Origin of the sequence: Flagellimonas olearia (assembly GCF_009184425.1) — a bacterium.
GTDB classification, from domain to species: domain Bacteria; phylum Bacteroidota; class Bacteroidia; order Flavobacteriales; family Flavobacteriaceae; genus Flagellimonas; species Flagellimonas olearia.
In genome coordinates this window covers 1,023,412-1,044,783 of the sequence record NZ_WELG01000002.1, presented here as the reverse complement: position 1 = coordinate 1,044,783, position 21,372 = coordinate 1,023,412, and the positions used below count along the sequence as shown (strand labels likewise).

At 44.0% G+C, this 21,372-nt stretch carries 22 protein-coding genes; 14 read left to right on the top strand and 8 right to left on the bottom strand.

Annotated elements, in window-relative coordinates:
• Positions 1-3: 3 nt before the first annotated feature.
• Complete coding sequence (locus F8C76_RS14065; protein ID WP_152132335.1) at positions 4-714, top strand: Dph6-related ATP pyrophosphatase; 711 nt, start codon at positions 4-6, stop codon at positions 712-714.
• A 2-nt stretch (positions 715-716) separates the two neighbouring features.
• Here the strand turns inward: F8C76_RS14065 and F8C76_RS14060 are convergent, their stop codons facing one another.
• The 3 genes from F8C76_RS14060 to F8C76_RS14050 all read right to left on the bottom strand — a co-directional run bounded on the left by F8C76_RS14060 (position 717) and on the right by F8C76_RS14050 (position 3,048).
• Complete coding sequence (locus F8C76_RS14060; protein ID WP_249042419.1) at positions 717-1,814, bottom strand: serine hydrolase domain-containing protein; 1,098 nt, start codon at positions 1,812-1,814, stop codon at positions 717-719.
• Positions 1,815-1,968: 154 nt separating this feature from the next.
• Entirely contained in the window at positions 1,969-2,628 is a 660-nt protein-coding gene (locus tag F8C76_RS14055; RefSeq protein WP_129655261.1) for an aspartate kinase, read from the bottom strand.
• Between the two features lie 60 nt (positions 2,629-2,688).
• Positions 2,689-3,048: a YraN family protein gene (locus F8C76_RS14050; RefSeq protein ID WP_152132333.1), complete on the bottom strand. Its 360-nt coding sequence runs from the start codon at positions 3,046-3,048 to the stop codon at positions 2,689-2,691.
• A gap of 169 nt (positions 3,049-3,217) precedes the next feature.
• Here F8C76_RS14050 and F8C76_RS14045 point away from each other — a divergent pair, with 169 nt between their 5' ends.
• From F8C76_RS14045 to F8C76_RS14015, 7 genes are all read left to right on the top strand, one after another.
• The gene (locus F8C76_RS14045) at positions 3,218-4,714 is read left to right on the top strand and encodes a DUF1800 domain-containing protein (protein ID WP_152132332.1); all 1,497 of its coding nucleotides are present in this window, start codon (positions 3,218-3,220) and stop codon (positions 4,712-4,714) included.
• Between the two features lie 9 nt (positions 4,715-4,723).
• Complete coding sequence (locus tag F8C76_RS14040) at positions 4,724-6,445, top strand: DUF1501 domain-containing protein (RefSeq protein ID WP_129655256.1); 1,722 nt, start codon at positions 4,724-4,726, stop codon at positions 6,443-6,445.
• A gap of 157 nt (positions 6,446-6,602) precedes the next feature.
• Complete coding sequence (metG, locus tag F8C76_RS14035; RefSeq protein ID WP_152132331.1) at positions 6,603-8,678, top strand: methionine--tRNA ligase; 2,076 nt, start codon at positions 6,603-6,605, stop codon at positions 8,676-8,678.
• Between the two features lie 15 nt (positions 8,679-8,693).
• Positions 8,694-10,112 carry a hypothetical protein gene (locus F8C76_RS14030; RefSeq protein ID WP_152132330.1) on the top strand — a complete coding sequence of 473 codons (1,419 nt, stop codon included), beginning with the start codon at positions 8,694-8,696 and terminating at the stop codon, positions 10,110-10,112.
• 61 nt (positions 10,113-10,173) lie between these two features.
• The gene (locus F8C76_RS14025) at positions 10,174-12,297 is read left to right on the top strand and encodes a Tex family protein (RefSeq protein ID WP_152132329.1); all 2,124 of its coding nucleotides are present in this window, start codon (positions 10,174-10,176) and stop codon (positions 12,295-12,297) included.
• Between the two features lie 12 nt (positions 12,298-12,309).
• A complete protein-coding gene (locus F8C76_RS14020) occupies positions 12,310-13,212 on the top strand; it encodes a histone deacetylase family protein (protein ID WP_152132328.1) in 903 nt (300 codons plus the stop codon).
• 30 nt (positions 13,213-13,242) lie between these two features.
• Positions 13,243-14,082: a phosphatase PAP2 family protein gene (locus F8C76_RS14015; protein ID WP_152132327.1), complete on the top strand. Its 840-nt coding sequence runs from the start codon at positions 13,243-13,245 to the stop codon at positions 14,080-14,082.
• Between the two features lie 277 nt (positions 14,083-14,359).
• On the opposite strand, the gene F8C76_RS14010 is transcribed toward F8C76_RS14015, so the two are convergent.
• Together F8C76_RS14010 and F8C76_RS14005 are read right to left on the bottom strand one after the other, a co-directional pair.
• On the bottom strand, positions 14,360-14,776 hold the full coding sequence (locus tag F8C76_RS14010) for a hypothetical protein (protein WP_152132326.1): 417 nt from the start codon (positions 14,774-14,776) through the stop codon (positions 14,360-14,362).
• 134 nt (positions 14,777-14,910) lie between these two features.
• Complete coding sequence (locus F8C76_RS14005; RefSeq protein WP_152132325.1) at positions 14,911-15,243, bottom strand: single-stranded DNA-binding protein; 333 nt, start codon at positions 15,241-15,243, stop codon at positions 14,911-14,913.
• Positions 15,244-15,466: 223 nt separating this feature from the next.
• Here F8C76_RS14005 and F8C76_RS14000 point away from each other — a divergent pair, with 223 nt between their 5' ends.
• Together F8C76_RS14000 and F8C76_RS13995 are read left to right on the top strand one after the other, a co-directional pair.
• Positions 15,467-15,694, top strand: coding sequence for a hypothetical protein (locus tag F8C76_RS14000; RefSeq protein WP_152132324.1), 228 nt, complete (start codon positions 15,467-15,469; stop codon positions 15,692-15,694).
• Positions 15,695-15,771: 77 nt separating this feature from the next.
• On the top strand, positions 15,772-16,377 hold the full coding sequence (locus tag F8C76_RS13995) for a GNAT family N-acetyltransferase (RefSeq protein WP_152132323.1): 606 nt from the start codon (positions 15,772-15,774) through the stop codon (positions 16,375-16,377).
• On the opposite strand, the gene F8C76_RS13990 is transcribed toward F8C76_RS13995, so the two are convergent.
• Positions 16,378-17,514 carry a glycerate kinase gene (locus tag F8C76_RS13990; protein ID WP_152132322.1) on the bottom strand — a complete coding sequence of 379 codons (1,137 nt, stop codon included), beginning with the start codon at positions 17,512-17,514 and terminating at the stop codon, positions 16,378-16,380. It lies immediately after the preceding gene.
• A gap of 132 nt (positions 17,515-17,646) precedes the next feature.
• On the opposite strand from F8C76_RS13990, the gene F8C76_RS13985 reads away from it, so the two are divergent.
• Together F8C76_RS13985 and F8C76_RS13980 are read left to right on the top strand one after the other, a co-directional pair.
• Complete coding sequence (locus tag F8C76_RS13985) at positions 17,647-18,348, top strand: SIMPL domain-containing protein (RefSeq protein ID WP_152132321.1); 702 nt, start codon at positions 17,647-17,649, stop codon at positions 18,346-18,348.
• 33 nt (positions 18,349-18,381) lie between these two features.
• Positions 18,382-18,873 (top strand): DUF6265 family protein, encoded by a 492-nt coding sequence (locus F8C76_RS13980; RefSeq protein WP_152132320.1) that lies wholly within the window; start codon positions 18,382-18,384, stop codon positions 18,871-18,873.
• Positions 18,874-18,879: 6 nt separating this feature from the next.
• Here F8C76_RS13980 and F8C76_RS13975 read toward each other — a convergent pair whose 3' ends face one another.
• Positions 18,880-19,461 (bottom strand): TetR/AcrR family transcriptional regulator, encoded by a 582-nt coding sequence (locus F8C76_RS13975; RefSeq protein ID WP_170284033.1) that lies wholly within the window; start codon positions 19,459-19,461, stop codon positions 18,880-18,882.
• 37 nt (positions 19,462-19,498) lie between these two features.
• A complete protein-coding gene (locus F8C76_RS13970) occupies positions 19,499-20,248 on the bottom strand; it encodes an SDR family NAD(P)-dependent oxidoreductase (protein ID WP_152132318.1) in 750 nt (249 codons plus the stop codon).
• Between the two features lie 187 nt (positions 20,249-20,435).
• Here F8C76_RS13970 and F8C76_RS13965 point away from each other — a divergent pair, with 187 nt between their 5' ends.
• On the top strand, positions 20,436-21,008 hold the full coding sequence (locus F8C76_RS13965) for a pentapeptide repeat-containing protein (RefSeq protein ID WP_152132317.1): 573 nt from the start codon (positions 20,436-20,438) through the stop codon (positions 21,006-21,008).
• A gap of 10 nt (positions 21,009-21,018) precedes the next feature.
• Complete coding sequence (locus F8C76_RS13960) at positions 21,019-21,372, top strand: hypothetical protein (protein ID WP_152132316.1); 354 nt, start codon at positions 21,019-21,021, stop codon at positions 21,370-21,372.

The window sequence follows — 21,372 nt, the reverse complement described above, 5'->3', positions numbered from 1 at the left end:
CTCATGGAACAAAAACCAAAGACCTATTTCAACTGGAGTTCCGGCAAGGATTCCGCATTGGCACTCCACTATCTGTTAGAGCAAGGACATTATGAAGTTGACCGATTGTTGACCACGGTTAATGCGCATTACAATCGAGTTTCCATGCATGGCTTGCCCAGAAAAGTTTTGGAGGCACAAGCAGCGGCTGTTGGGATTCCTTTGGATATCCTGGAAGTTCCAGAAAAGCCCAGTATGGAACAATACAATGAGTTGATGCGAAACACAGTTACCCAATTGCGCTCCGAAGGGTATACCCATACCGGTTTTGGGGACATCTTTCTGGAAGACCTTAAGCAATATCGGGAGGAGATGCTAACTCCTTATGGATTAACCACACTGTTCCCTTTGTGGAAAAAGGACACCACTCAATTGATAAAAGAATTTTTGGGACTGGGGTTTCGGGCAGTGATCATTTGCATCAACAATTCAAAATTGGATGCATCTTTTTTGGGACAGGAATTGTCCCAAGAACTCCTAAACAAATTTCCATCAGATGTTGATCCTTGTGGTGAAAACGGGGAATACCATACGTTCTGTTTTGACGGACCTATTTTCAAGGCCCCTATCCCATTCAACATTGGAGAAAAGGTCTTAAAGACCTATGATAATCCATCAGACCCCGAAAATGCCATTCAATTTGGGTTTTGTGATATCCACTTGAAATTAGGCTAGGATTAAAATGCCTCGTACACCTGCTTTACAAACTCCCCGATTTTTGAAGGTTCCAGCCATCGGGTTACGATGAGCAATCCATTTCTTTGGTCCACCACTATAAAATTGCCTCCAAAGCCAGCGGCATAGAACAAGTGCTCAGGCACCCCCTCCCAATGTCGTGGCCCTTTTTGGTTGAGCCACCACATATAGCCATAATTAACATTGGGGACTGAGGGTTGTGTGGCTTTTTTAATCCACTCCGGACTGATCAACTGTTGTTGGCCCCACTTACCTTGGTTCATGAACACCATTCCAAAACGGGCCATATCCTCGGTAGAGATAAACAAACCGGCACCTGAATGCCCACCTCCCGTAACCGATTTCATCTGTAGCCCATCTATTTCGGTCCAAGCGTGATCATAGCCATACCAACGCCAAGCGGTGGTGGCCCCAATACGATCCATCAATTGTTCTTTTAAAACCATGGGCAAAGGCTTTCGCCACACATTGGTCAGGGAATAGGCCAAAACATTCACCCGCACATCATTGTATTCCATGACCGTACCCGGTTCATTAAGCTTACGGAATTTCCAATCGTCCAGCCCCCCTTCATTGGGTGGACGGTCCGCCCAATCCTTCAAACCCCAAAGCTCTCCGGACCAATCCGAGTTTTGTTGCAGCAGATGTTCCCAGGTTATTTTGGTATTGTGTTCTCCATCAAAAGTTCCGTCCCAAACATAATTGGCCACTTTGTCCTTGGTATCCTGAATCAATCCAGCATCTTCTGCCAATCCCGCTACCGTGGACAAAAAGCTCTTGGTAACACTAAAGGTCATATCAACCCGCTTGGTATCACCCCAAGAAGCAAGGATATAGCCATCCTTTAAAATCATTCCTGCTGGACCACCACGTTTTTTGGTTGGTCCCAAAATTTCATGAAAGGGTTCTCGCTGAAATCCTTCCAGAATGGCACGTCGCAAATCCCTGGACCCAGAATACTCGTTAGCCTTGGCAAAATCCACAGCTTCGCCCAACTGCTGCACATCGTACTTAAACTGATTTTTGTCCGCCATTTTCCATGATTCGTTTCGTTCGGGAAAATAGAGGTCTTGTGCCATGGTGGGTAGATAACCCAATACACATAATAACAAGGAGAGTCTCAACAATGGTTTCATAGAATAGATAGCCTTAATAATTGTTTGAAGTTAACAATTGTTATGGGAACCGCCTCAATTCCGAATTGGACGGAAAAATTGGCTTCCTTATCCTCAACTATAAAGACTTTAGATCTTTTATGGTCTTAAAGGCCACATCGACCTGTTCTTCGTTGACCAGAATAGTGAACTCATTGGTGGTGGAGATCACTTCGTATAAAATAATGCCCTCCCAGGCCAATCGCTGAAAAATAAAATAATAGATTCCCGGCACGGATACATTCTCAGAAGGGAGTTTTACGGTAATCGAGGAAAGTCCCTCCACTTTTTGTGTACAGCGCTCCGTCTTAAAATATTTTTCCACCACGCGATCCATAATATTGCTGATCACAATATTGATTTCATTCACCCCACGGGAAGAGGTATAGAACACATCCTGATTGGCATTTACTTCCTCCAAGAGTCGGGCCTGTTGTTGTAATATGGTATCAGAGGCCAAGAAGGTATAATCGGTCAAATTGGAACGCACTGTAATTTCCCCAATGTTCTTGAGGACCTTCACTATTCTGTGCGTGGCCCTGAATTCAAGGTCGTCTGATAGTCTTTTAAGGGCCATCACAATGGCCCCATCCTTGACGTCCTTGCCCAATTCATCGGCAATTTCGGGCTTGATTTGACGGGAAAGCGAGGTTAGGTTAATGATGCCCTGCGCAAGGGCAGTTTGCAAAAAAGGCTTCTTTTTGATGTAATGTTCAACTACCGCTGAGATTGTTTTCATTTTTAGGTTTAGTTTGGCTTCGCTACAAAAATAACATATTGTTACAAAACGAACAAATGGTTAAAAATAATAAAACGCATCTTCAAGGTGCTCTATTTCAAAACTATTGCCCCTTTTAACCACCTTGATAATATCAAAACGAACCTCTACATCTAGGTCCTCTTGTTGCACATAATGATTTGCAGCCATGGCCAAAAGCTGTATTTTTTTGGAGCTAACTGTCTCTGAAATATCTTCCAAAAAGCCCATATTTCTTGACTTCACCTCGACAACGACCAAGGTATTTCCTTTTTGGGCAACTATATCGATTTCGCTTTTGAGGTACCGGTAATTTCTCGCACAAATCCCATACCCATTGTTCAAGAGAAAATCCACTGCCAGTTGCTCTCCTAGTTTCCCAAATTCGGTGTGTTTTGCCATGCAAAAAGAAAAATACTGAAAAAAAGATGCATTTCATCGAAAAATTTGGTAGTTCATGGGGTGCAGAACGTTAAGATTGTAATTTGTTGGCCCAATTGAACCACATCCAACATTAGCATAAACATATAGTTGCCCCGAACTATGTACCAAATTAACGCCAGAATTTGCTATGGAGTACTTCATCAATTGTAATACCTCGACCTTAGCGCCGTACACTACTCCATTGGATCGGCTACGTGCCGCCCATCTCTATCGGAGACTTGATTTCAGTGCCTCGGTCCCAACCATCAACAATGCCATAAATCAAAATGCAGGGAGTTTGGTAGACAACCTAGTAAATCAAGCACTGGCCTCTCCGGTCATTCCAGCCCCGGCATGGGCAGATTGGACCAATGCCAACTATCCGGACGATGATGATTTGGCAGGACAGATGCGAAGGGCCCAATTCGAAGAGTTTTCAATCGCCTACGGCAATGCACTCCTCACCAACGGTCTTCGAGATCGAATGAGCTTCTTTTGGAGCAATCATTTTGTAACCGAGATCGATGTGTACAACTGTAACCAATTTCTTTACTACTATATCAATTGCCTGCAACGAAACGCCTTGGGCAATTTTAAGACCTTTGTCCACGAAATTGGCCTCACAAGTGCCATGCTGTATTATTTGGACGGGGTACGAAACCGAGGGAACAATCCCAATGAAAACTACGGTAGGGAACTTTTTGAACTGTTTACCTTGGGTGAGGGAAATGCCTATACCGAACAAGATATCATTGAAACTTCAAAAGCGTTATCGGGATATACGGAAACTGGGGAAGAAGGATGCACACAAGTAACCTTCAACGCTGAGGATTTCAATACAGAGAACAAGACCATTTTTGGTCAAACTGGTAATTGGGGGTATGATGATGTCATTGACATTCTCTTCAACGAAAGAGGGAATGAAATTGCAGGGTTTATCTGCAAGAAGCTTTATGAATATTTTGTGCACCCAGATTCCACAGGGGAAGAAGGCGGTAATGCCTTGGACATTATTAACGGGATGGCACAAACTTTTGTGGCCAACAATTTTGAAATTGCCCCAGTACTTCGCCAGCTTTTCAAAAGTCAACACTTTTTTGACGAAACTACGATCGGAGTCATTATAAAAAGTCCGTTCGACCTGTATCTGAACATGGTCAAGGAAACCGGTTTTGGGTATGACGATACCACCGTGATCAATATGATAGATTCTGCAGGGCTTATAGGTCAGCAACTTTTTGACCCCTATGATGTGGCCGGTTGGCAAAGAGATCGGCAATGGATCAATACCAATTTTATTATTGGCCGTTGGCTGACATCGGAGATGTTCCTGCAGCGTTTCTACCAAGACAATGCCGAACAATTCAGGGATTTGGGACTGGCACTTTCGGGCAATGCAGGGCAAACAAGTAATAACCCGGATTTGGTGGCGAAACCCATAATAGACTGGTTTACACCAAAAGGCCTACTGACCGATGCCGACTATGATAGAGCCTATATCGCTTTCAGAAGCGATGTGGACGTTAACTACTACGAAGGGGGCACCCAACCCTCTTGGACTTTGCTGGGTTGGGAAACTGGACCTTCGCAAGTATACCTATTGTTAAGACACATGTCCAGAGAACCCGAATTTCAACTTAAATAACCCTACACCATGTGCGATTCTCACCACAACCACAATACAACTCCATATAAGGGTCTTGAGCATGAAGGCCACGATTTGGAACACAAAAACTGGAGCAGACGTTCCTTTATCCAAGCCTTGGGTATTGCAGGATCGGGTTCCATGTTCTTAGGGAGCAACCTTATTTCCGCTTCGGCCCCCTCGCCCTTGACTGCTGCGATTGCTGCTGCCGAAACAGACAATATTTTGGTCCTGATCAGGCTGTCCGGAGGTAATGATGGACTGAGCACGGTTATTCCCATACAACAATATGATTCCTATGCCAATGCAAGGCCCAATATCTACATCCCTGAAAGTAAAATCTTAAAACTGACTGACGATTTTGGGGTTCCCACCTATATGAACTCATTGGAATCGCTTTGGGGTGATGGCCAGTTCAAGGCCGTGCACGGGGTAGGTTACGAAAACCAAAGCCTTTCCCATTTTACCGGTTCCGATATTTTTGCGAACACCGATTTGAACACTACGGGTTTCAGTGGGGAGCGCACAGGTTGGATGGGAAGACATTTTGAAGAACTATATCCAGATTATCTCATCAATCCTCCTGAGGCCCCTGCCGCCATTCAAATTGGGAATCTGGCCAACTTGGTCTTTCAGGGCGAGGAAACCAACTACGCCTTTGTAACGAACAATGTGGAGCAGTTACAGCAGATTGCAGAGACGGGTTTGTTTTATGATGTGGATGAAAACACACCATTTGATGACTGTATGTACGGTGATCAATTACGCTTTTTAAGAGGTGTTGCCAATACCACCTACGAATATGCCGGCAAAATACATGAAGCTTATGAGCGTGGTGATGCCTTGCGTTGTGTGGAATACCAAGACAATGGCTTTGCAAGACAATTGGCCCTATTGGCCAAGTTGATCAAAGGAGGGCTTGGCACTAAAGTATATATGATTTCAATTGGCGGTTTTGACACACACGGAAACCAGCCTATTGTACACGAAAGGCTCATGAGCAATCTCTCTATTGCCATCAACAACTTTTATGAAGACTTGGCCTGTACAGAGCAAGATGACAAGGTACTGAGCATGACCTTCTCCGAATTTGGCCGTAGGATATTTGAAAATGGCTCCAATGGTACCGACCACGGTAAGGCCGCCCCTACCCTTTTCTTCGGGTCTGGATTGAGTGGAAGTGCCTTTGTGGGCGATCACCCTTCCCTAGACGAGCCCAATAACCGAGGAAATTTGGAATACACCATGGACTTCAGGGACCTTTATGGTACCGTTTTGGCTGAATGGCTTTGTGTTCCCCGAGCATCGGTGGAACAACATTTATTGGGATACACCTACAGGGCCATTGATCTTGGATTTAACTGTAGCGGCGAAGAGTTTGATGATATCGCCATGGACAACGACCCTCCAACCTTCCCGGAAACACCTCCGGGTGAAGATGGAATGGACCCCAATCCAGATTTGTTGAACAACATTGTACATACTCCTTACTATCCTAACCAACGCGCACCACACATTCATTTAGAAATGCCCATTGCCGCCCATGTGGACATTGAACTCTTCAATATTCTAGGACAAAAAGTGGGAACGGTCTTCAATGAGATGATGTTGGAAGGCTCAACCGAAATCAATATTAGAGAAAATATGAGGGATAGTTTGGCCACAGGAAAATACATATACAGAATATCCGTTGCGGATAAGCGAATGAGCAAATCCGTAATGATCATGTAACAAGAGCGGGACACTAGTCAGTTATGGCAAAAGCCTCCAGTTGCGCAACCCCACACCCCAATTTTGGGTTGCACAATCCGGAGGTTTTGCTTTTTCATACCCAGCCATTTTAGGCTTCTTGCAAAATGAGTATTTTTGGGGCCTAATTATACCATTCATGCCCAAGACAATGTCTCCTTCAAGATATACCATCACAGCTGCGCTGCCCTACACCAACGGACCCATTCATATTGGCCATTTGGCCGGGGTTTATGTCCCTGCGGATATCTATTCCCGCTACCTTAGACTAAAAGGTGAGGATGTGGCCTTTATTTGCGGTAGCGATGAACACGGGGTGGCCATCCCCATGAAGGCCAAAAAAGAAGGGGTCTCCCCAAAAGAGATCATAGACAAGTACCACGGCATCATAAAAAAATCATTTGCCGAATTTGGGATTTCCTTTGACAACTATTCCAGGACTTCGGCAGAGGTGCACCATAAAACTGCTTCGGACTTTTTCAAAAAACTCTATGATCAAGATGATTTTATTGAAGAAGAGACCGAACAATTGTACGATGAGGAGGCACAACAGTTTTTGGCCGATAGGTTTGTGATCGGTACCTGTCCCAAATGCGGACATGAGGAAGCTTATGGCGACCAATGTGAAAACTGTGGCTCGTCCTTGAACGCAACCGATCTGATCAACCCAAAATCAACCATAACCGGAGGGGTTCCTGTGCTTAAAACAACCAAACACTGGTTTTTGCCTTTGGACCGTTATGAGGATTTCCTCAAAGAGTGGATTCTGGAAGGCCATAAATCCGACTGGAAACCTAATGTTTACGGTCAATGCAAATCATGGATAGACGATGGGCTAAAGCCCCGCGCTGTGACCCGCGATTTGGATTGGGGAATCCCCGTTCCTGTGGAAGGCGGCGAGGGAAAAGTGCTCTACGTTTGGTTTGATGCCCCTATCGGATACATCTCCTCTACCAAGGAATGGGCCAAACGTGAAGGAAAAGATTGGAAGCCCTATTGGACGGACAAAGACACCAAGTTGGTCCATTTTATTGGAAAGGACAATATTGTGTTCCACTGCATCATCTTCCCAAGCATGCTCAAGGCCCATGGCGATTTTATTTTGCCGGAAAACGTACCGGCCAATGAGTTTTTGAACTTGGAGGGCAACAAGCTTTCTACCTCAAAGAATTGGGCCGTTTGGCTGCACGAGTATTTGGAAGAGTTCCCCGGTATGCAAGATGTGCTTCGCTACGCCTTGACCGCCAATGCTCCTGAGACCAAGGACAACGATTTTACATGGAAGGATTTTCAGGCTCGCAATAACAATGAGTTGGTGGCCATTTTCGGGAATTTCGTGAACCGTGTAGCCGTATTGAGCCATAAATACTATAATGGGGTGGTACCTACTCCCAACACCTTCACCGATTTGGACAAGCAGACCCTGCAAGCCCTTAAGGGCTTTCCCGAAATACTTTCCAACTCCTTGGAGCGGTATCGCTTTCGGGAAGGCAGTCAGGAACTGATGAACTTGGCCCGATTGGGCAACAAATACTTGGCCGATGAAGAACCCTGGAAGTTGATAAAGACCGATGAGGAACGGGTACGGACAATTATGTACGTTGCCCTTCAGATTGCCACTGGTTTGGCCGTTCTCAGTGAACCCTTTTTGCCTTTTACTTCGGAAAAATTAAAGAACATCCTAAACATAGGTTCGAGTGCAGTCGAAATCAATTGGGATAGTGTAAGTTCTTCCGAAACCTTACTCCCTGTAGGGCATCAAATCAACCCCAGTGAACTCCTCTTCAGAAAAATTGAAGATGTGGAGATCCAACAACAATTGGACAAACTGGAAGCCACCAAAAAAGTAAATGCACAAATGGACAAAGCCGTGACCCCTGAAAAAGATACCATCACTTTTGACGATTTCACAAAACTGGATATGCGTGTGGGCACCATTGTAGAGGCCGAAAAAATGCCCAAGGCCAATAAGCTCTTGGTATTGAAAGTAGACACCGGACTGGATACCCGAACCATTGTTTCTGGAATTGCCGAAAGTTTTAAGCCGGAAGATATCGTAGGGAAAAAAGTGACCGTTTTGGTAAACCTTGCCCCTAGAAAATTGCGCGGCGTGGAAAGTCAAGGGATGATCTTGATGACCGAAAACCAAGAAGGAAAATTGGTGTTTGTCAACCCAGATGAAGATGGGGTTGGGAATGGGGAAAGTATTAACTAAATTATGCGATAAAACATGAAGAAATCAACCTTGTTTTATTTGCTTATCATCCCTGCATTCATTTCACATGTATTTGCTCAGGAAGTACTTTTTGAAAAGCAACTACCCACTGATTTCAAAGTAAAAAGTACATATCAGATCACCAATCTTTCCGATTATGAAATGAGCCTATTTTTTGCGGACAACAAAAAAATGTTGGCCACACTTGTCAACTCTAATCTTGAAGAAGTTGGTTCTTTTGAGGCCTCAACTTTTCCCAAGGAATATAATATCCCATTTGGCGCACAAAAAAAGGGCAACAATCTTTTTATATTTTATCTGACCAATAGATCAAAAGATGAATTTGGCGTGGTAGAGGTCGATTTCAATTCAAGTTCCACTAAATCAGAGCCTCTTGACCTGAAATTCAAAAAAGAGACTTTTCTACAAGCTTTTGACCATAATGGAAAAGTACATATCCTTAGCATTCAAGATAAATCCAGTATCCTAAATTTCTATGTGTTTGATGACCAAGGCGGGTATTCAAAAAAAACATTGGACCTTACCCATGAAAAATTTAGATATTGGGACAATTCTATAGTGGACATTTACACCCTGATGTCACAACCTTTTGGCGGAAAGGTTGAAGAATTATTGGTTAAAATAGATGCTTCAACACCAAATTCCTTGGAAACATCTGCGGCAGCATCCAAACTCTTTCTTGAAAAAGATGCTTTCTACCTTACTTTTGAAAGTAATAGAAGTTATAGCCAAGTTATCCAAATCGATCCTGAAGATTTTGGATATGGAATAACAACGTTCAATAAACCTTATATAGCCAATGCGCCTGCATGGAAAAAATCAAACAGTTTTATTTACAAAGGGCATTATTTGGGGGTAACTGCCACCAACAATATTTTAAAGTTTGAGATTAAGGATTATAATAGCAGGGATGTTCTGCAAACCTATACCATAGAAAAAAACAAGGACATCGATTTTAAAAATACCCCTATAGGAGTAGATGGCTCCCTCTACGGTAATAATCTTCGAGAAATTGAAAATGAGAATAGGTTCTTAAGAGATGTGTCTGATGACGAAATTGGTGTTTCCATCTATCCTGCCAATGAGAATCACATCGTTTCTTTAGGATCTTTTAAAAAGGTAAAAATCCCTATCATTGGATATGCTTTTCCCATTACTGAAATCGGATTTTTAAACGTTACCGGTTTCGCTTATTTCAATGTTACCAATAGTCATTCAACTTATTTCAAATCCATTTTCAACCAAAATTTTGAACATCAGAAAGGCAATGTCCCGCAGAATAGTTTTGACAAAATCAGTAGTTATCTAGAAAACAATAAAGACATTGACTCTAAAGACGTTTTCAAATCAAGAGAAGAAACTATTTTGGGCTATATAACTGATGAAAATGTTTATAAAATGGTTACGTTTTAGTTTGAAACACCCCAAATTCACTTTCTTATTATTCGAAAACGTACTTAACCTTTATTAGAGAATGCAACTTGTTCCTTATATCGTGCGCCACACCCAGCTTTCGGAAAAAAGTGTGGAAAATACCGTGGCCTTGTTGAACGAAGATTGTACCGTTCCCTTTATTTCCCGTTATAGAAAGGAACGTACCGGAAATCTGGATGAAGTCCAAGTCGGGGCCATCGTACAGTACAAAGTCCAGTTTGAGGCCCTGGAAAAGCGAAAGTCCGCCATTATCAAAGCGGTCGAGGAACAGGGCGCACTCACACCAGAGTTGAAGGCAAAGCTCCAGGACTGTTCCGACCTTACCAGCCTGGAAGATCTTTACCTCCCTTTTAAGAAAAGTAAAAAGACCAAAGCCGAAACCGCCCGAAAGAATGGGTTGGAACCCTTGGCAAAGATCATCATGGCCCAGCGGAGTGATGAGATTGAGTTCATCGCTTCAAAATATTTGGGCAAGGACGTCAACAATGAAGATGAAGCTCTGGAAGGCGCCCGCCACATTATTGCTGAATGGATCAATGAACGTTCGGACATCCGAAATCAGCTGCGCAACCAGCTGGAACGCCATGCCGTGATCACCACCAAGGTCATCAAAACCAAAAAGGAGGACGAAAAAGCCCAAAAGTTCCGTGACTATTTCGATTGGAGCGAGCCACTGGACCGCTGTCCCTCCCACCGATTTTTGGCCATCATGCGGGCTGAAAACGAAGGGTTCATCCGGGTTAAGATTGAAATCGATGATGATAGGGCACTCGATGCCATGGAAAAACGCATCATCAAATCAAACAATGCTTCTTCGCAACAGATTGAACTGGCGATTGCGGATGCCTACAAACGACTTTTATTCCCCTCCCTTTCCAACGAGCTGCTAAAGGCTGCCAAAGAAAAAGCGGATACTTCGGCCATACAGGTATTCTCCAAAAACCTAAAGCAATTGCTATTGGGTGCTCCTTTAGGTGAAAAACGTATTTTGGCCATAGACCCGGGGTTCAGAACGGGCTGTAAAGTGGTGTGTTTGGATGCGCAGGGCGATCTAAAACACAACGAGACCATTTACCCCCATCCACCCCAGCGGGACAGTGCAGGGGCCATCAAAAAGATAAGTTCCTTGGTCGATGCGTACAAAATTGAGGCCATAGCCATTGGCAATGGCACCGCATCACGGGAGACGGAGCAACTGGTAAAACGCATCGCGTTCAAAAATCCCATTGAGGTTTTTGTGGTCAGTGAAGCGGGAGCTTCGATTTATTCGGCCTCCAAGATTGCCCGGGATGAATTCCCCAACTACGATGTTACCGTCAGGGGTGCAGTATCCATTGGACGCCGTTTGGCAGACCCCTTGGCCGAATTGGTGAAAATAGATGCCAAATCCATTGGGGTGGGCCAATACCAACACGATGTGGACCAAACCCAATTGAAAACCTCCTTGGACACCGTAGTGGAGAGTTGTGTGAACTCGGTTGGGGTCAACATCAATACCGCCAGTGTGCCCCTTCTCAGTTATGTGTCGGGAATAGGTCCAAAACTGGCCGAAAATATTGTCACCTATCGCAATGAAAATGGTGCCTTTACCAGCAGGGACCAGATCAAAAAAGTGCCCCGCCTTGGCGGAAAGGCCTTTGAGCAAAGTGCCGGGTTCCTGCGTATCAAAGAGGGTGGAAATCCATTGGACGATTCGGCCGTTCACCCGGAAAGTTACGCCATCGTCAAAAAAATGGTGAAGGACCAGGGCATTTCCTTGAAAGAGATCGTGGGCAACAAATCGGTCTTACAAAGCATCGACCTTGAATCCTATTGCACGGACGATATTGGAATTCCCACTTTGAAAGATATTCTGGGAGAACTGGAAAAACCCGGTTTGGACCGTAGGGAAAAAGCCAAGGTGTTTACCTTCAACCAAAACATCAAGGAAATAACCGATCTAAGACAAGGCCAGTTGTTGCCGGGCATTGTCAACAACATCACCAATTTTGGGTGCTTTGTGGACATCGGTATCAAGGAAAGTGGGCTCGTCCATATTTCCAATCTTTCAGATACTTTTGTGAAGGATGTCAACGAACACGTAAGCCTTCATCAGCAAGTGGTGGTCAAGGTATTGGATGTGGATGTGGCCAGAAAGCGCATTCAGTTGGCATTACATCAATAAAGAAATGGCCCAATGCTCAAAATAGCATTCCATCCCATTTACAAACACCATTTGCCCAACGGGCATCGGTTCCCCATGCTAAAGTATGAGCTTTTGCCCCAGCAATTGCTACACGAGGGAAGCTGTTCCCCAAATAATTTTTTTGAGCCTTCCCTTCCCAATGACAAGCACATTTTGGCGGTACATGATGAAAGCTACTACCGGGATTTGATCAACCTAGATCTGGACAAAAGCGCTGCCCGAAAAATCGGCTTTCCCTTGAGCGAGGAGTTAATAGAACGGGAACGGATCATCGCAGATGGAACCATCAAGGGGTGCGAATTTGCCTTGGAACATGGTGTAGCCATGAACATTGCAGGAGGTACCCACCACGCCTATTCCAATCGGGCCGAGGCCTTTTGCCTGCTGAACGATCAAGCCATCGGTGCCCGTTACCTTCAACAGCATCATTTTGCCAAGCAAATTTTAATTATTGACTTGGACGTGCACCAAGGCAATGGTACTGCAGAGATTTTTCGGGACGACCCCACTGTTTTTACATTTTCCATGCACGGCAAGGGCAATTATCCTTTCAAAAAAGAGACTTCGGATTTGGATATCCCCTTGGAAAAAGACACAACGGATGAAACCTATCTTTCCCTCCTAAAGAAGACCCTGTCGCAACTTTTGAAAACGGTACGACCGGATTTTATCTTCTATCTCTGTGGTGTGGATGTGTTGGCTTCGGACAAACTGGGCACCTTGGCCATGAGTTTGGAGGGGTGCAAGGAGCGTGACCGCTATGTGTTGCAAACCTGTTTTGATGCCAAAATTCCAGTGCAATGCAGTATGGGCGGCGGGTATTCCCCGGACATCAAGATCATTGTGGAGGCCCATGCCAATACATTTCGGTTGGCGCAGGATATTTATGCGTAATTTTACCGACTATTGCTATTTTCAATCGCTATGAAATTGCTGAAATACCTTTTTATTTTATTGATGGCACTTCCTGTTGTCGGTCAAGATTTTCAATCTAAAAAAGACAAAACGCTCTGGAACGACTTCACTTACGATGTCGGAAATATTTTTGGAGGAGTGGGTCATGCCTATTCACGTCCCTTTCACTGGAAAGGAAACGACTGGGCCAATTTTGGGTATTTGACAGGGGGCACCTTGCTCCTTTTTACCGTGGATGATGAACTCAACGATTGGAAAAATGGTTTTCGTGAGGACATTCCGGATTTTGTGATTGACTATGGACATGAGTATGGCAGCCCAGAGAACAATTACATGCTCACGGGCGGGGTGTACTTGGCAGGTCTTTTCACCAAGAACGAAAAATTGAGACGTACCGGAGTTCTCTTGATTTCCTCTGCCACGGCGGGTGGTTTTTTACAGCAGGTAAGTAAGCGTATCGTTGGTAGGGCCAGACCCAAAAGTGGAGCCAGCTCCAGTACGTTTGATCCATTGCACTTGGACCGTGTATATGATTATGATTCTTTCCCTTCCGGTCATGCCATGTTGGCCTTCAGTAATGCCTACGCCATTGCCAAGCAATTCAAGAACCCTTGGGTAAAGGCAGGAATCTATACCGTTGGTCTGGTACCGGGATTTGTTCGGGTGATGGACGACTTCCATTGGATTTCCGATGTTGCTTTCAGTACCGTCCTGAGTATTTTTATTGTGGAATCCATAGACCGCTATTTGGACTCCAAGTACGATGAAAAATACAACAATAACCAGAAAAAATTGAGTTGGAACCTTTCCTTTGGCCCCAATACCATGGGGGTCTCCCTCTGTTTTTAAACCATGGACAGCCAGCTGTTGATAATTTTTTTATTTAGATTGATTTAAAATAACTATTTTTGGCCCTCTACTATCGTTGATAGATGGGAAAGAAGAAGAAAAAAGAAGCCAAAAAACAGAAAAAGGCCTTGTTGAAAGAGCTACCACTCACCGATTGCAAGACCAAATGCTGTAAAAAATATAAAAAGGGGGAAAACAAGCGTTGCAAACGTTGTCCCTGTTTTGACCTTTTCAAAAAAGTCGCATAAAAATCCACCAGTCGGTGGATTTTTTGGTTCTATGGGTTTCGTTTTTTGGAAGTGTTCAGTACCATTCCGGTCTCCATTAACTGCTTAAGATATTCCACATCCGAAATGGACAGATATTCGTGGGCCCTTTCAAAAAAATGTCCACTGTGGGCGCAGGCTTCCGAACAGTTCTGCAGATGCTGTTGGTAGGCGTCTTTTTTGCCTTTCATGTATACCAAATAGGCCGCAAAGTTTTCCGTGCCCAATTGTCTTTCATAATTCCGCTGGTCTGTCCAATAATCTTGTTCATCTTGCAAGTCCATGGTATGTAAGGTCTGCTCATATTGGGCATCCCGTAGGGCAAGATTTTCATAAAACCTAAAGTTTTGAAGCACAACGTTCTCCTGTTGGGCCAGCAGCAATGGTCCAAAACAAAGGAACAATATCAGGGGGGTTACCGTTTTCATAACAATCCTTTTTTAGTAAGACGAACAAGTACCCCAACGCTTGCACATATCTACTTTAAGGTATCGTAAAATCATCATAAACAAAAAGAAAGGGGACCAACTGTCCCCTTTCTCGGTCATATGTGAAAATTGTACTATTTCCCCAACATTAAAAGCTCATTACACTTAATTTCAGTGATATAGCGTTTCTCGCTTTCCTTGGTTTCATAGGCACGGGACATTAATTTTCCTTCAATGATGACTTCCTTGCCCTTGACCAGGTAATTTTCGGCAATCTCTGCCATTTTTCCCCAGGCAACAATGTTGTGCCATTGGGTATCGGTCACTTTTTCTCCATCGCCATTTTTATAGGATTCATTGGTGGCCACGGCAAACTTGGCCAATTTGTTCCCATTCTCCATGATAATGATTTCTGGGTCGTTGCCCAAGTTTCCAATCAATTGTACTTTGTTTCGTAATGAATTCATGATGTAAGATTTAAGCGTTAAACTGTTATTGGTATCGACTGGTTTTTGTTCGACAGGGCAAACTTAGAAACTCCTAAAACCATGAATCGGTTTGAAATCATTTGTTTTCGTTTGTAAACGGATGTAAATGATTTTAATCGATTCTTACACCCTCTTCAGCAAAAAACCAAGTGACCCAAAGCAAACATTAGGTGTCTTATAAATGAAACAGAACACCTAAACCATGGCAGCCATACGAAGCATTAACAAATACACGGTGATCAAGCGATTCAGTCTTGGAAAACGGATGTACGATAAATTGGAGACCATCTATATCCAAGAACACGATCACCAAAATGGAGAATCGCAAAAAGTCTTTACCAGCGACAAAGAATATGTCATTGATATTTCTGCCGACATCTATCTGGCCCTCAACAAGGATTTCATTGTACGCAGTGTGGACAATCAATAAGCACTTATCGGTTCTTCTGTTATGTAAAATCCAGACAGGCATAATACCTTTGGTGACATCAACATTAAATAAATTCTATGGCACCTTGGTTGCAACCCATTACGTTGGAAGGAGAATTGGTAAAGCTGGTCCCTATGCTAACCGAACACAGAGAGGCCTTGGTCTCAGCAGCTTCAGATGGCAAACTGTGGGAATTGTGGTATACTTCCGTTCCATCTGCCGAAACCATTGACACCTACATGGGCATCGCCTTTTCCGAACAAAAAGCGGAGAGGGCGCTTCCGTTTGCCATTATCGACAAAAAAACCGACACTGTGGTGGGCAGTACCCGCTACCTGAATGCCGATGCCCAAAACAGAAGGGTTGAAATCGGAGCCACTTGGTACGCTGAGCGGGTACAGCGAACCGGGGTCAATACCGAATGTAAGTATTTACTATTGAAACACGCTTTTGGGGTATTGGATTGCATAGCGGTGGAGTTCAGGACCCATTTTCACAATTTTCCTTCGCGCAATGCCATTCTACGATTGGGGGCAAAACAGGAAGGAATCCTGAGAAACCATCGAATTGATGAAAAAGGGGTTATTCGAGATACAGTCCTTTTTTCCATTTTGGATAGTGAGTGGAATTCTGTAAAAACTTCCTTGGAATTTAAAATGAGAAGAGGGAAATCCATGCCCTGACTACATTTTGGCCTGTTTCAAAAGACTCGCAAAATTATAACTGGCCAATTCCAGATTCCGGTAACTTTTGGCCTTGGCATCCTCCAAATTGCCCACATGGTTTAAAATGGAAACTCCATATTGAAGTCCCATCTTCTGCATATCTTCTATGGAAACATCCATGGAACCACAAAAAGCGGCAACCGGGATATTTTTGGCCCGGGCCCTGCCCACTACCCCATTGATGGTTTTTCCGGAAAAAGTCTGACCATCCATTTGTCCTTCGCCAGTGATGACCCAATCCGCATCTTCCAAGGCCTCATCAAAACGGGCCAATTGCATCACCAAATCCACCCCAGGCGTTAAATGGGCATTCAAGAAAACAAAGGTCCCAGCTCCCATACCCCCTGCGGCACCAGCTCCCGGGATTTGCTGTACATCCACATCAAAAACAGCTTGCAGTACTTGCGCAAAACTTTCCAAACCTTGGTCCAAAAAGACCACTTCATCTGGAGAAGCTCCCTTCTGGGGACCATATATATGGGCCGCGCCTTGTTTGCCATGCAAGGGATTATTGACATCGCAGGCCACCTGAACATTGATTTCAGATAATTTGGCATAAACTTTTTCCTTGCTGATGTGTTTTACATGGATAAGATTCCTCCCCACAGGTTCCAAAACTCGTCCGTCCTTGTCCAAAAATTCATACCCCAAAGCCATGGCCAACCCCATGCCTCCGTCATTGGTGGCACTGCCCCCAATGCCAAGAACAATGTTCCTAGCCCCTTTTTCCATCGCATCCAGGACCATTTCACCTGTTCCCAAAGAAGTGGTGTGCATGCAGTTCATTTCCGATTTGGCCAATAATTTATACCCCGAAGCTTCGGACATTTCTATAAAGGCGGTTTCCCCATCTCCCGAAAGTAGATATGCTGCTTCCATATCCCGGAAAAGGGGGTCCTTTACCGTAAGGGAAACCATGGTGGCATTCAAGTAATGTCCAACAACTTCAATGGTACCGTCCCCACCATCTGCCAGGGGTTTTTTGACCATTTCAGCAGTAGGAAAAACTTTTTTGATACCACTTTCAACAGCATCGCAAAATTGCCGCCCAGTAAGCGAACCTTTATATTTATCGGGTGCCAGAACAAATTTCATACTTACAATTTACTCAAGAATATTGGAGAATACCCCAGTTTTTTTATGTTTTGAAATTTTATAGATCATAAAACGGCACAGGTTTTGCTTCTTGGGGGGAAGTATTTACCTTTAAATAAAAAATCAAAACGCATGAAAAAAGTAATCATTCCCATCATCGGGTTATTGTTCTCAACAGCAATTTTTGCACAGTCAAAGAGTTTCTTGGATGTTCCCTATTTGGAAACCTCTGCCCAAGTGGACACTTTGGTCACCCCAGATAAAATTTACCTCAACATCACCATCCAAGAAAAGGACTCCAAAGGCCGAAATTCTGTGGAAGAGCAGGAAAACAAAATGGCTCAACGCTTAAAGGCCCTCGGAGTGGATTTGGACAAGCAATTGGTGATCAAGGACCTTAGCAGCAACTTTCAAAAATATTTTTTACGCGGCAAGGAAGTGCTAAAAAGCAAGCAATATTCCCTTTTGGTATACTCTGGAAAACAGGCCGGCGAGGTATTGATGGCCTTGGAGCAGTTGGATATTGCCAACGCCTTTTTGGAAAAAACCGAATATTCCAAAATGGATGAACTGGAACTGGAACTGAAGACCAGGGCCGTGAAAAAGGCCAAGCAAAAGGCTACTGCCCTCACCAAACCGTTGGGTCAAAAAGTGGGTCTTGCCCTTCATATTGCAGACAACTCGCAACCGTACTACCCCAGATACAACCAAGCGCCCATGATGGAAATGAAGGCAGTGAGTTCCGATATGGGCCAAGCACAACCCTTGGACATCGATTTTGAAAAAATAAAAGTGGAGACCACGGTAAATGTAAAATTTGCATTGTCCAATTAATCGCCAGTCGTTCGTCTTACCATAAAACATCGTATGAGAACTGCAATTATCCTATTCCTGTGTCATGTGGGAATGGTTTCAGCCCAAGAAACCTTACAATTGACCGAAGGTCAACAATCCCCAAATGCTACTCTGGAAGATGTGTCTTGGATATCTGGGCATTGGCAAGGCGAAGCCTTTGGCGGCATTGCAGAAGAAATCTGGAGTCCTCCCCTCGGGGACTCCATGATGTTTGTCTTTAAACTGGTAAAGGACGACAAGGTTTCTTTTTATGAAATAGGACACATCCAACAAGTGGAGAACACCATGATCCTACAGTTGAAACACTTTCAGGGAAACCTCAAGGGATGGGAGGAAAAAGATGCAACCGTTGATTTTAAGTTGGTAAAGGTTGAAAAAAACAAAGTCTTTTTTGAAGGATTCACCATGGAACTGGTGAATGAAAATGAGATGAACATTTATGTTCTCATTGAAGATGGCAATTCTGCTGAAGAAGTGCTATTCGCCTACAAACGGGTTCCTTAACGCTGCTTAATTCAAGATGGAAAGCCCGGCAGTCGCCATTTTTTTGAGACTTTCCGAAGTAGGGTCCACTTTGGCCAAAACCCTGAGTCCATTGTATAGACCAAAAAACATTAACCCAACATCCTGTGCATTTTTGAAGGCATCGATTTGGCCCTTGTCGATTCCTTTTTGGATATAATCCACAAAAACTGCCTCCATGTTCTCCCTGTTCTTTTGTAGCATTTCCTGAATGGCCGCATCCCCGGGAATGAGCTCCGTGGTGGTATTGACCACAAAACACCCCTTTTTGGACAGATCACAAAGAGATTCGTTAATAGCCATATCAAAAAGTTTCTTGAGTCCAACACGGACATCATTTTCCACTGCGAACAAGGTTCGGATACAGCTACCACTCACCTCAATATAGTGTTCCACCGCATTCTGGAAAAGAGCTTCCTTGCTACCAAAGGTATCGTACAAACTGGCCCTGTTGATGCCCAAATGGGACACCAAATCCTGCATTGAAGTGGCATGGAACCCTTTTTCCCAAAAGAGTTCCATAGCCTTGTTCAATATCTCCGCTTCATCAAACTGCTTTACCCTTGGCATGTGTTTCGAAATAATTCTTTCGAAAGTATTCAAAAAATTACACTTGCGCCAATCCTCCATCCACGGGAATCTCCGCCCCGGTGATATAGCTACTGTCCGAAGACCCCAAGAATACCGCCGTAGAAGCAATCTCTTCAACAGTCCCAAACCTACCTTGGGGTATCAATGATGGAAGGTTGGATGCCATTTGGTCCACGTTCTCCTGCGGCGCATTATGCTTAATGTAAATAGGGGTGTCAATAGGTCCCGGTGCTATGGAATTCACCCGGATTCCCTTGGGACCCAACTCGGCAGCCAATGTACGGGTCAGGGATCGCAATGCCGCTTTACTAGATCCGTAGGCAGACATGCCCGTAAAGCCTTTTACGTTTACAATGGAGGTGTTGAAAATGATACTGGCTCCCTCGTTCAAGTATTCATAAGCGGCCTTTACGGTAAATAGTGGGCCTCGCACGTTTATGTCGTACACTTCGTCAAAAATCTGCTCGGTCAGATGTTCCAAAGGCTCTATTCTAAAAACCCCTGCGTTCAAGAACAAGATGTCGATCTTTCCAAACCGCTCCACGGTTTGCGCCACAAGGTCCGCACTGTCTGAAACACTGGAGGCTTCTGCCCTGACCAATAAATACTCTCCAGAGAGTTGGTCCTCTATGGCATTCAACTTGTCCTGACTTCTACCGGTAAGGACCACTTTGGCCCCCTCCTCAAGATACTTTTTGGCCGTTTCCAGACCCATTCCACTTGTTGCCCCGGTAATGATGGCTACTTTTCCCAATAGTTTTTTCATGGTGTAATTGTTTTTTGTTTTTATTTTGGAATGAATGTTCCAATACAAACGTATTCATTTTAGAACGATTGTTCCAAATAAAATTTCAGGTTTATCTTTTCCTTAACAATCCCCTTCAGTTTTTGTAACTTACCCTGCATTGCACATGACCCCGGAAACTATTTAATTTCATTGGAACCCACTTCGTATGGCACAATCATTTTGGCTGGACACCGAGTTTATCAAACAGGATTATACACAAACCAAGTTGCCCAAAGGGGATTATGAAAATTGTCGTTTTGTGGATTGTTTGTTCTCCAAGGCGTTTTTGGACAACCAGAACTTTGTGGAATGCACCTTTGAAGACTGCGATTTGACCAATGCCAACTTGGCCCATACCACATTTAATGAGGTGGAATTCATCAATTGCAAATTGGTGGGGCTTCAGTTTGACAGCTGTAACCCGATGTTGCTGTCGTTTCATTTTGACGGATGTAATCTTTCCGTGGCTTCTTTTTATGAATTGGAAATTCCCCAGACCCGGTTTTTGAATTGCAAGTTGCACCAGACCGATTTTTCCAACGCCTCCCTAAAAGGGAGTTCTTTTCCGGGTTCCGACTTAAAGGATGCCATTTTTGACCGTACCAATTTGGAAGGTGTGGATTTTGAATCTGCCTATGATTTTTCCATAGACCCCACCAGAAACTCCCTCAAAAAGAGTAAGTTCAGCAAGGATAACCTCATGGGTTTGTTAAAAAAGTATGATATTGTAGTGACCTAAATCCAATCCTATGGCCGAAAAAAAATGCTTGGAATGTGGAGCAAAGCTCTTGGGTAGGATAGACCAAAAATACTGCTCCGACCACTGTAGAAATGCCTATAACAATCGGCTGAACAAGGACAGCAAAAACTTGGTGCGCAACATTAACAACAAATTGCGGAAGAATTATCGTATCCTAGACAGCTTTCCTTTAAAAGAAGGGAAAACCAGTACTACAAAGATGCGATTGCTGGACAAAGGCTTTGATTTTGAATACATCACCAACCTGTATACCACCAAAAAAGGGAGTACCTACTATTTTGTGTACGACCTTGGGTATTTACCCTTGGACAACGATTATTATATGATCGTAAAACGGGAGTGA

Coding starts and splice junctions, on each gene's coding strand:
- F8C76_RS14065 (WP_152132335.1), top strand. CDS start 4: ATGGAACAAAAACCAAAGACCTATTTCAACTGGAGTTCCGGCAAGGAT.
- F8C76_RS14015 (WP_152132327.1), top strand. CDS start 13,243: ATGAAATTGCTGAAATACCTTTTTATTTTATTGATGGCACTTCCTGTT.
- F8C76_RS14000 (WP_152132324.1), top strand. CDS start 15,467: ATGGCAGCCATACGAAGCATTAACAAATACACGGTGATCAAGCGATTC.
- F8C76_RS14025 (WP_152132329.1), top strand. CDS start 10,174: ATGCAACTTGTTCCTTATATCGTGCGCCACACCCAGCTTTCGGAAAAA.
- F8C76_RS14010 (WP_152132326.1), bottom strand. CDS start 14,776: ATGAAAACGGTAACCCCCCTGATATTGTTCCTTTGTTTTGGACCATTG.
- metG (WP_152132331.1), top strand. CDS start 6,603: ATGCCCAAGACAATGTCTCCTTCAAGATATACCATCACAGCTGCGCTG.
- F8C76_RS13975 (WP_170284033.1), bottom strand. CDS start 19,461: ATGCCAAGGGTAAAGCAGTTTGATGAAGCGGAGATATTGAACAAGGCT.
- F8C76_RS13970 (WP_152132318.1), bottom strand. CDS start 20,248: ATGAAAAAACTATTGGGAAAAGTAGCCATCATTACCGGGGCAACAAGT.
- F8C76_RS14050 (WP_152132333.1), bottom strand. CDS start 3,048: ATGGCAAAACACACCGAATTTGGGAAACTAGGAGAGCAACTGGCAGTG.
- F8C76_RS14055 (WP_129655261.1), bottom strand. CDS start 2,628: ATGAAAACAATCTCAGCGGTAGTTGAACATTACATCAAAAAGAAGCCT.
- F8C76_RS14060 (WP_249042419.1), bottom strand. CDS start 1,814: ATGGCACAAGACCTCTATTTTCCCGAACGAAACGAATCATGGAAAATG.
- F8C76_RS13990 (WP_152132322.1), bottom strand. CDS start 17,514: ATGAAATTTGTTCTGGCACCCGATAAATATAAAGGTTCGCTTACTGGG.
- F8C76_RS13980 (WP_152132320.1), top strand. CDS start 18,382: ATGAGAACTGCAATTATCCTATTCCTGTGTCATGTGGGAATGGTTTCA.
- F8C76_RS14045 (WP_152132332.1), top strand. CDS start 3,218: ATGGAGTACTTCATCAATTGTAATACCTCGACCTTAGCGCCGTACACT.
- F8C76_RS14040 (WP_129655256.1), top strand. CDS start 4,724: ATGTGCGATTCTCACCACAACCACAATACAACTCCATATAAGGGTCTT.
- F8C76_RS13960 (WP_152132316.1), top strand. CDS start 21,019: ATGGCCGAAAAAAAATGCTTGGAATGTGGAGCAAAGCTCTTGGGTAGG.
- F8C76_RS14005 (WP_152132325.1), bottom strand. CDS start 15,243: ATGAATTCATTACGAAACAAAGTACAATTGATTGGAAACTTGGGCAAC.
- F8C76_RS13965 (WP_152132317.1), top strand. CDS start 20,436: ATGGCACAATCATTTTGGCTGGACACCGAGTTTATCAAACAGGATTAT.
- F8C76_RS13995 (WP_152132323.1), top strand. CDS start 15,772: ATGGCACCTTGGTTGCAACCCATTACGTTGGAAGGAGAATTGGTAAAG.
- F8C76_RS14030 (WP_152132330.1), top strand. CDS start 8,694: ATGAAGAAATCAACCTTGTTTTATTTGCTTATCATCCCTGCATTCATT.
- F8C76_RS13985 (WP_152132321.1), top strand. CDS start 17,647: ATGAAAAAAGTAATCATTCCCATCATCGGGTTATTGTTCTCAACAGCA.
- F8C76_RS14020 (WP_152132328.1), top strand. CDS start 12,310: ATGCTCAAAATAGCATTCCATCCCATTTACAAACACCATTTGCCCAAC.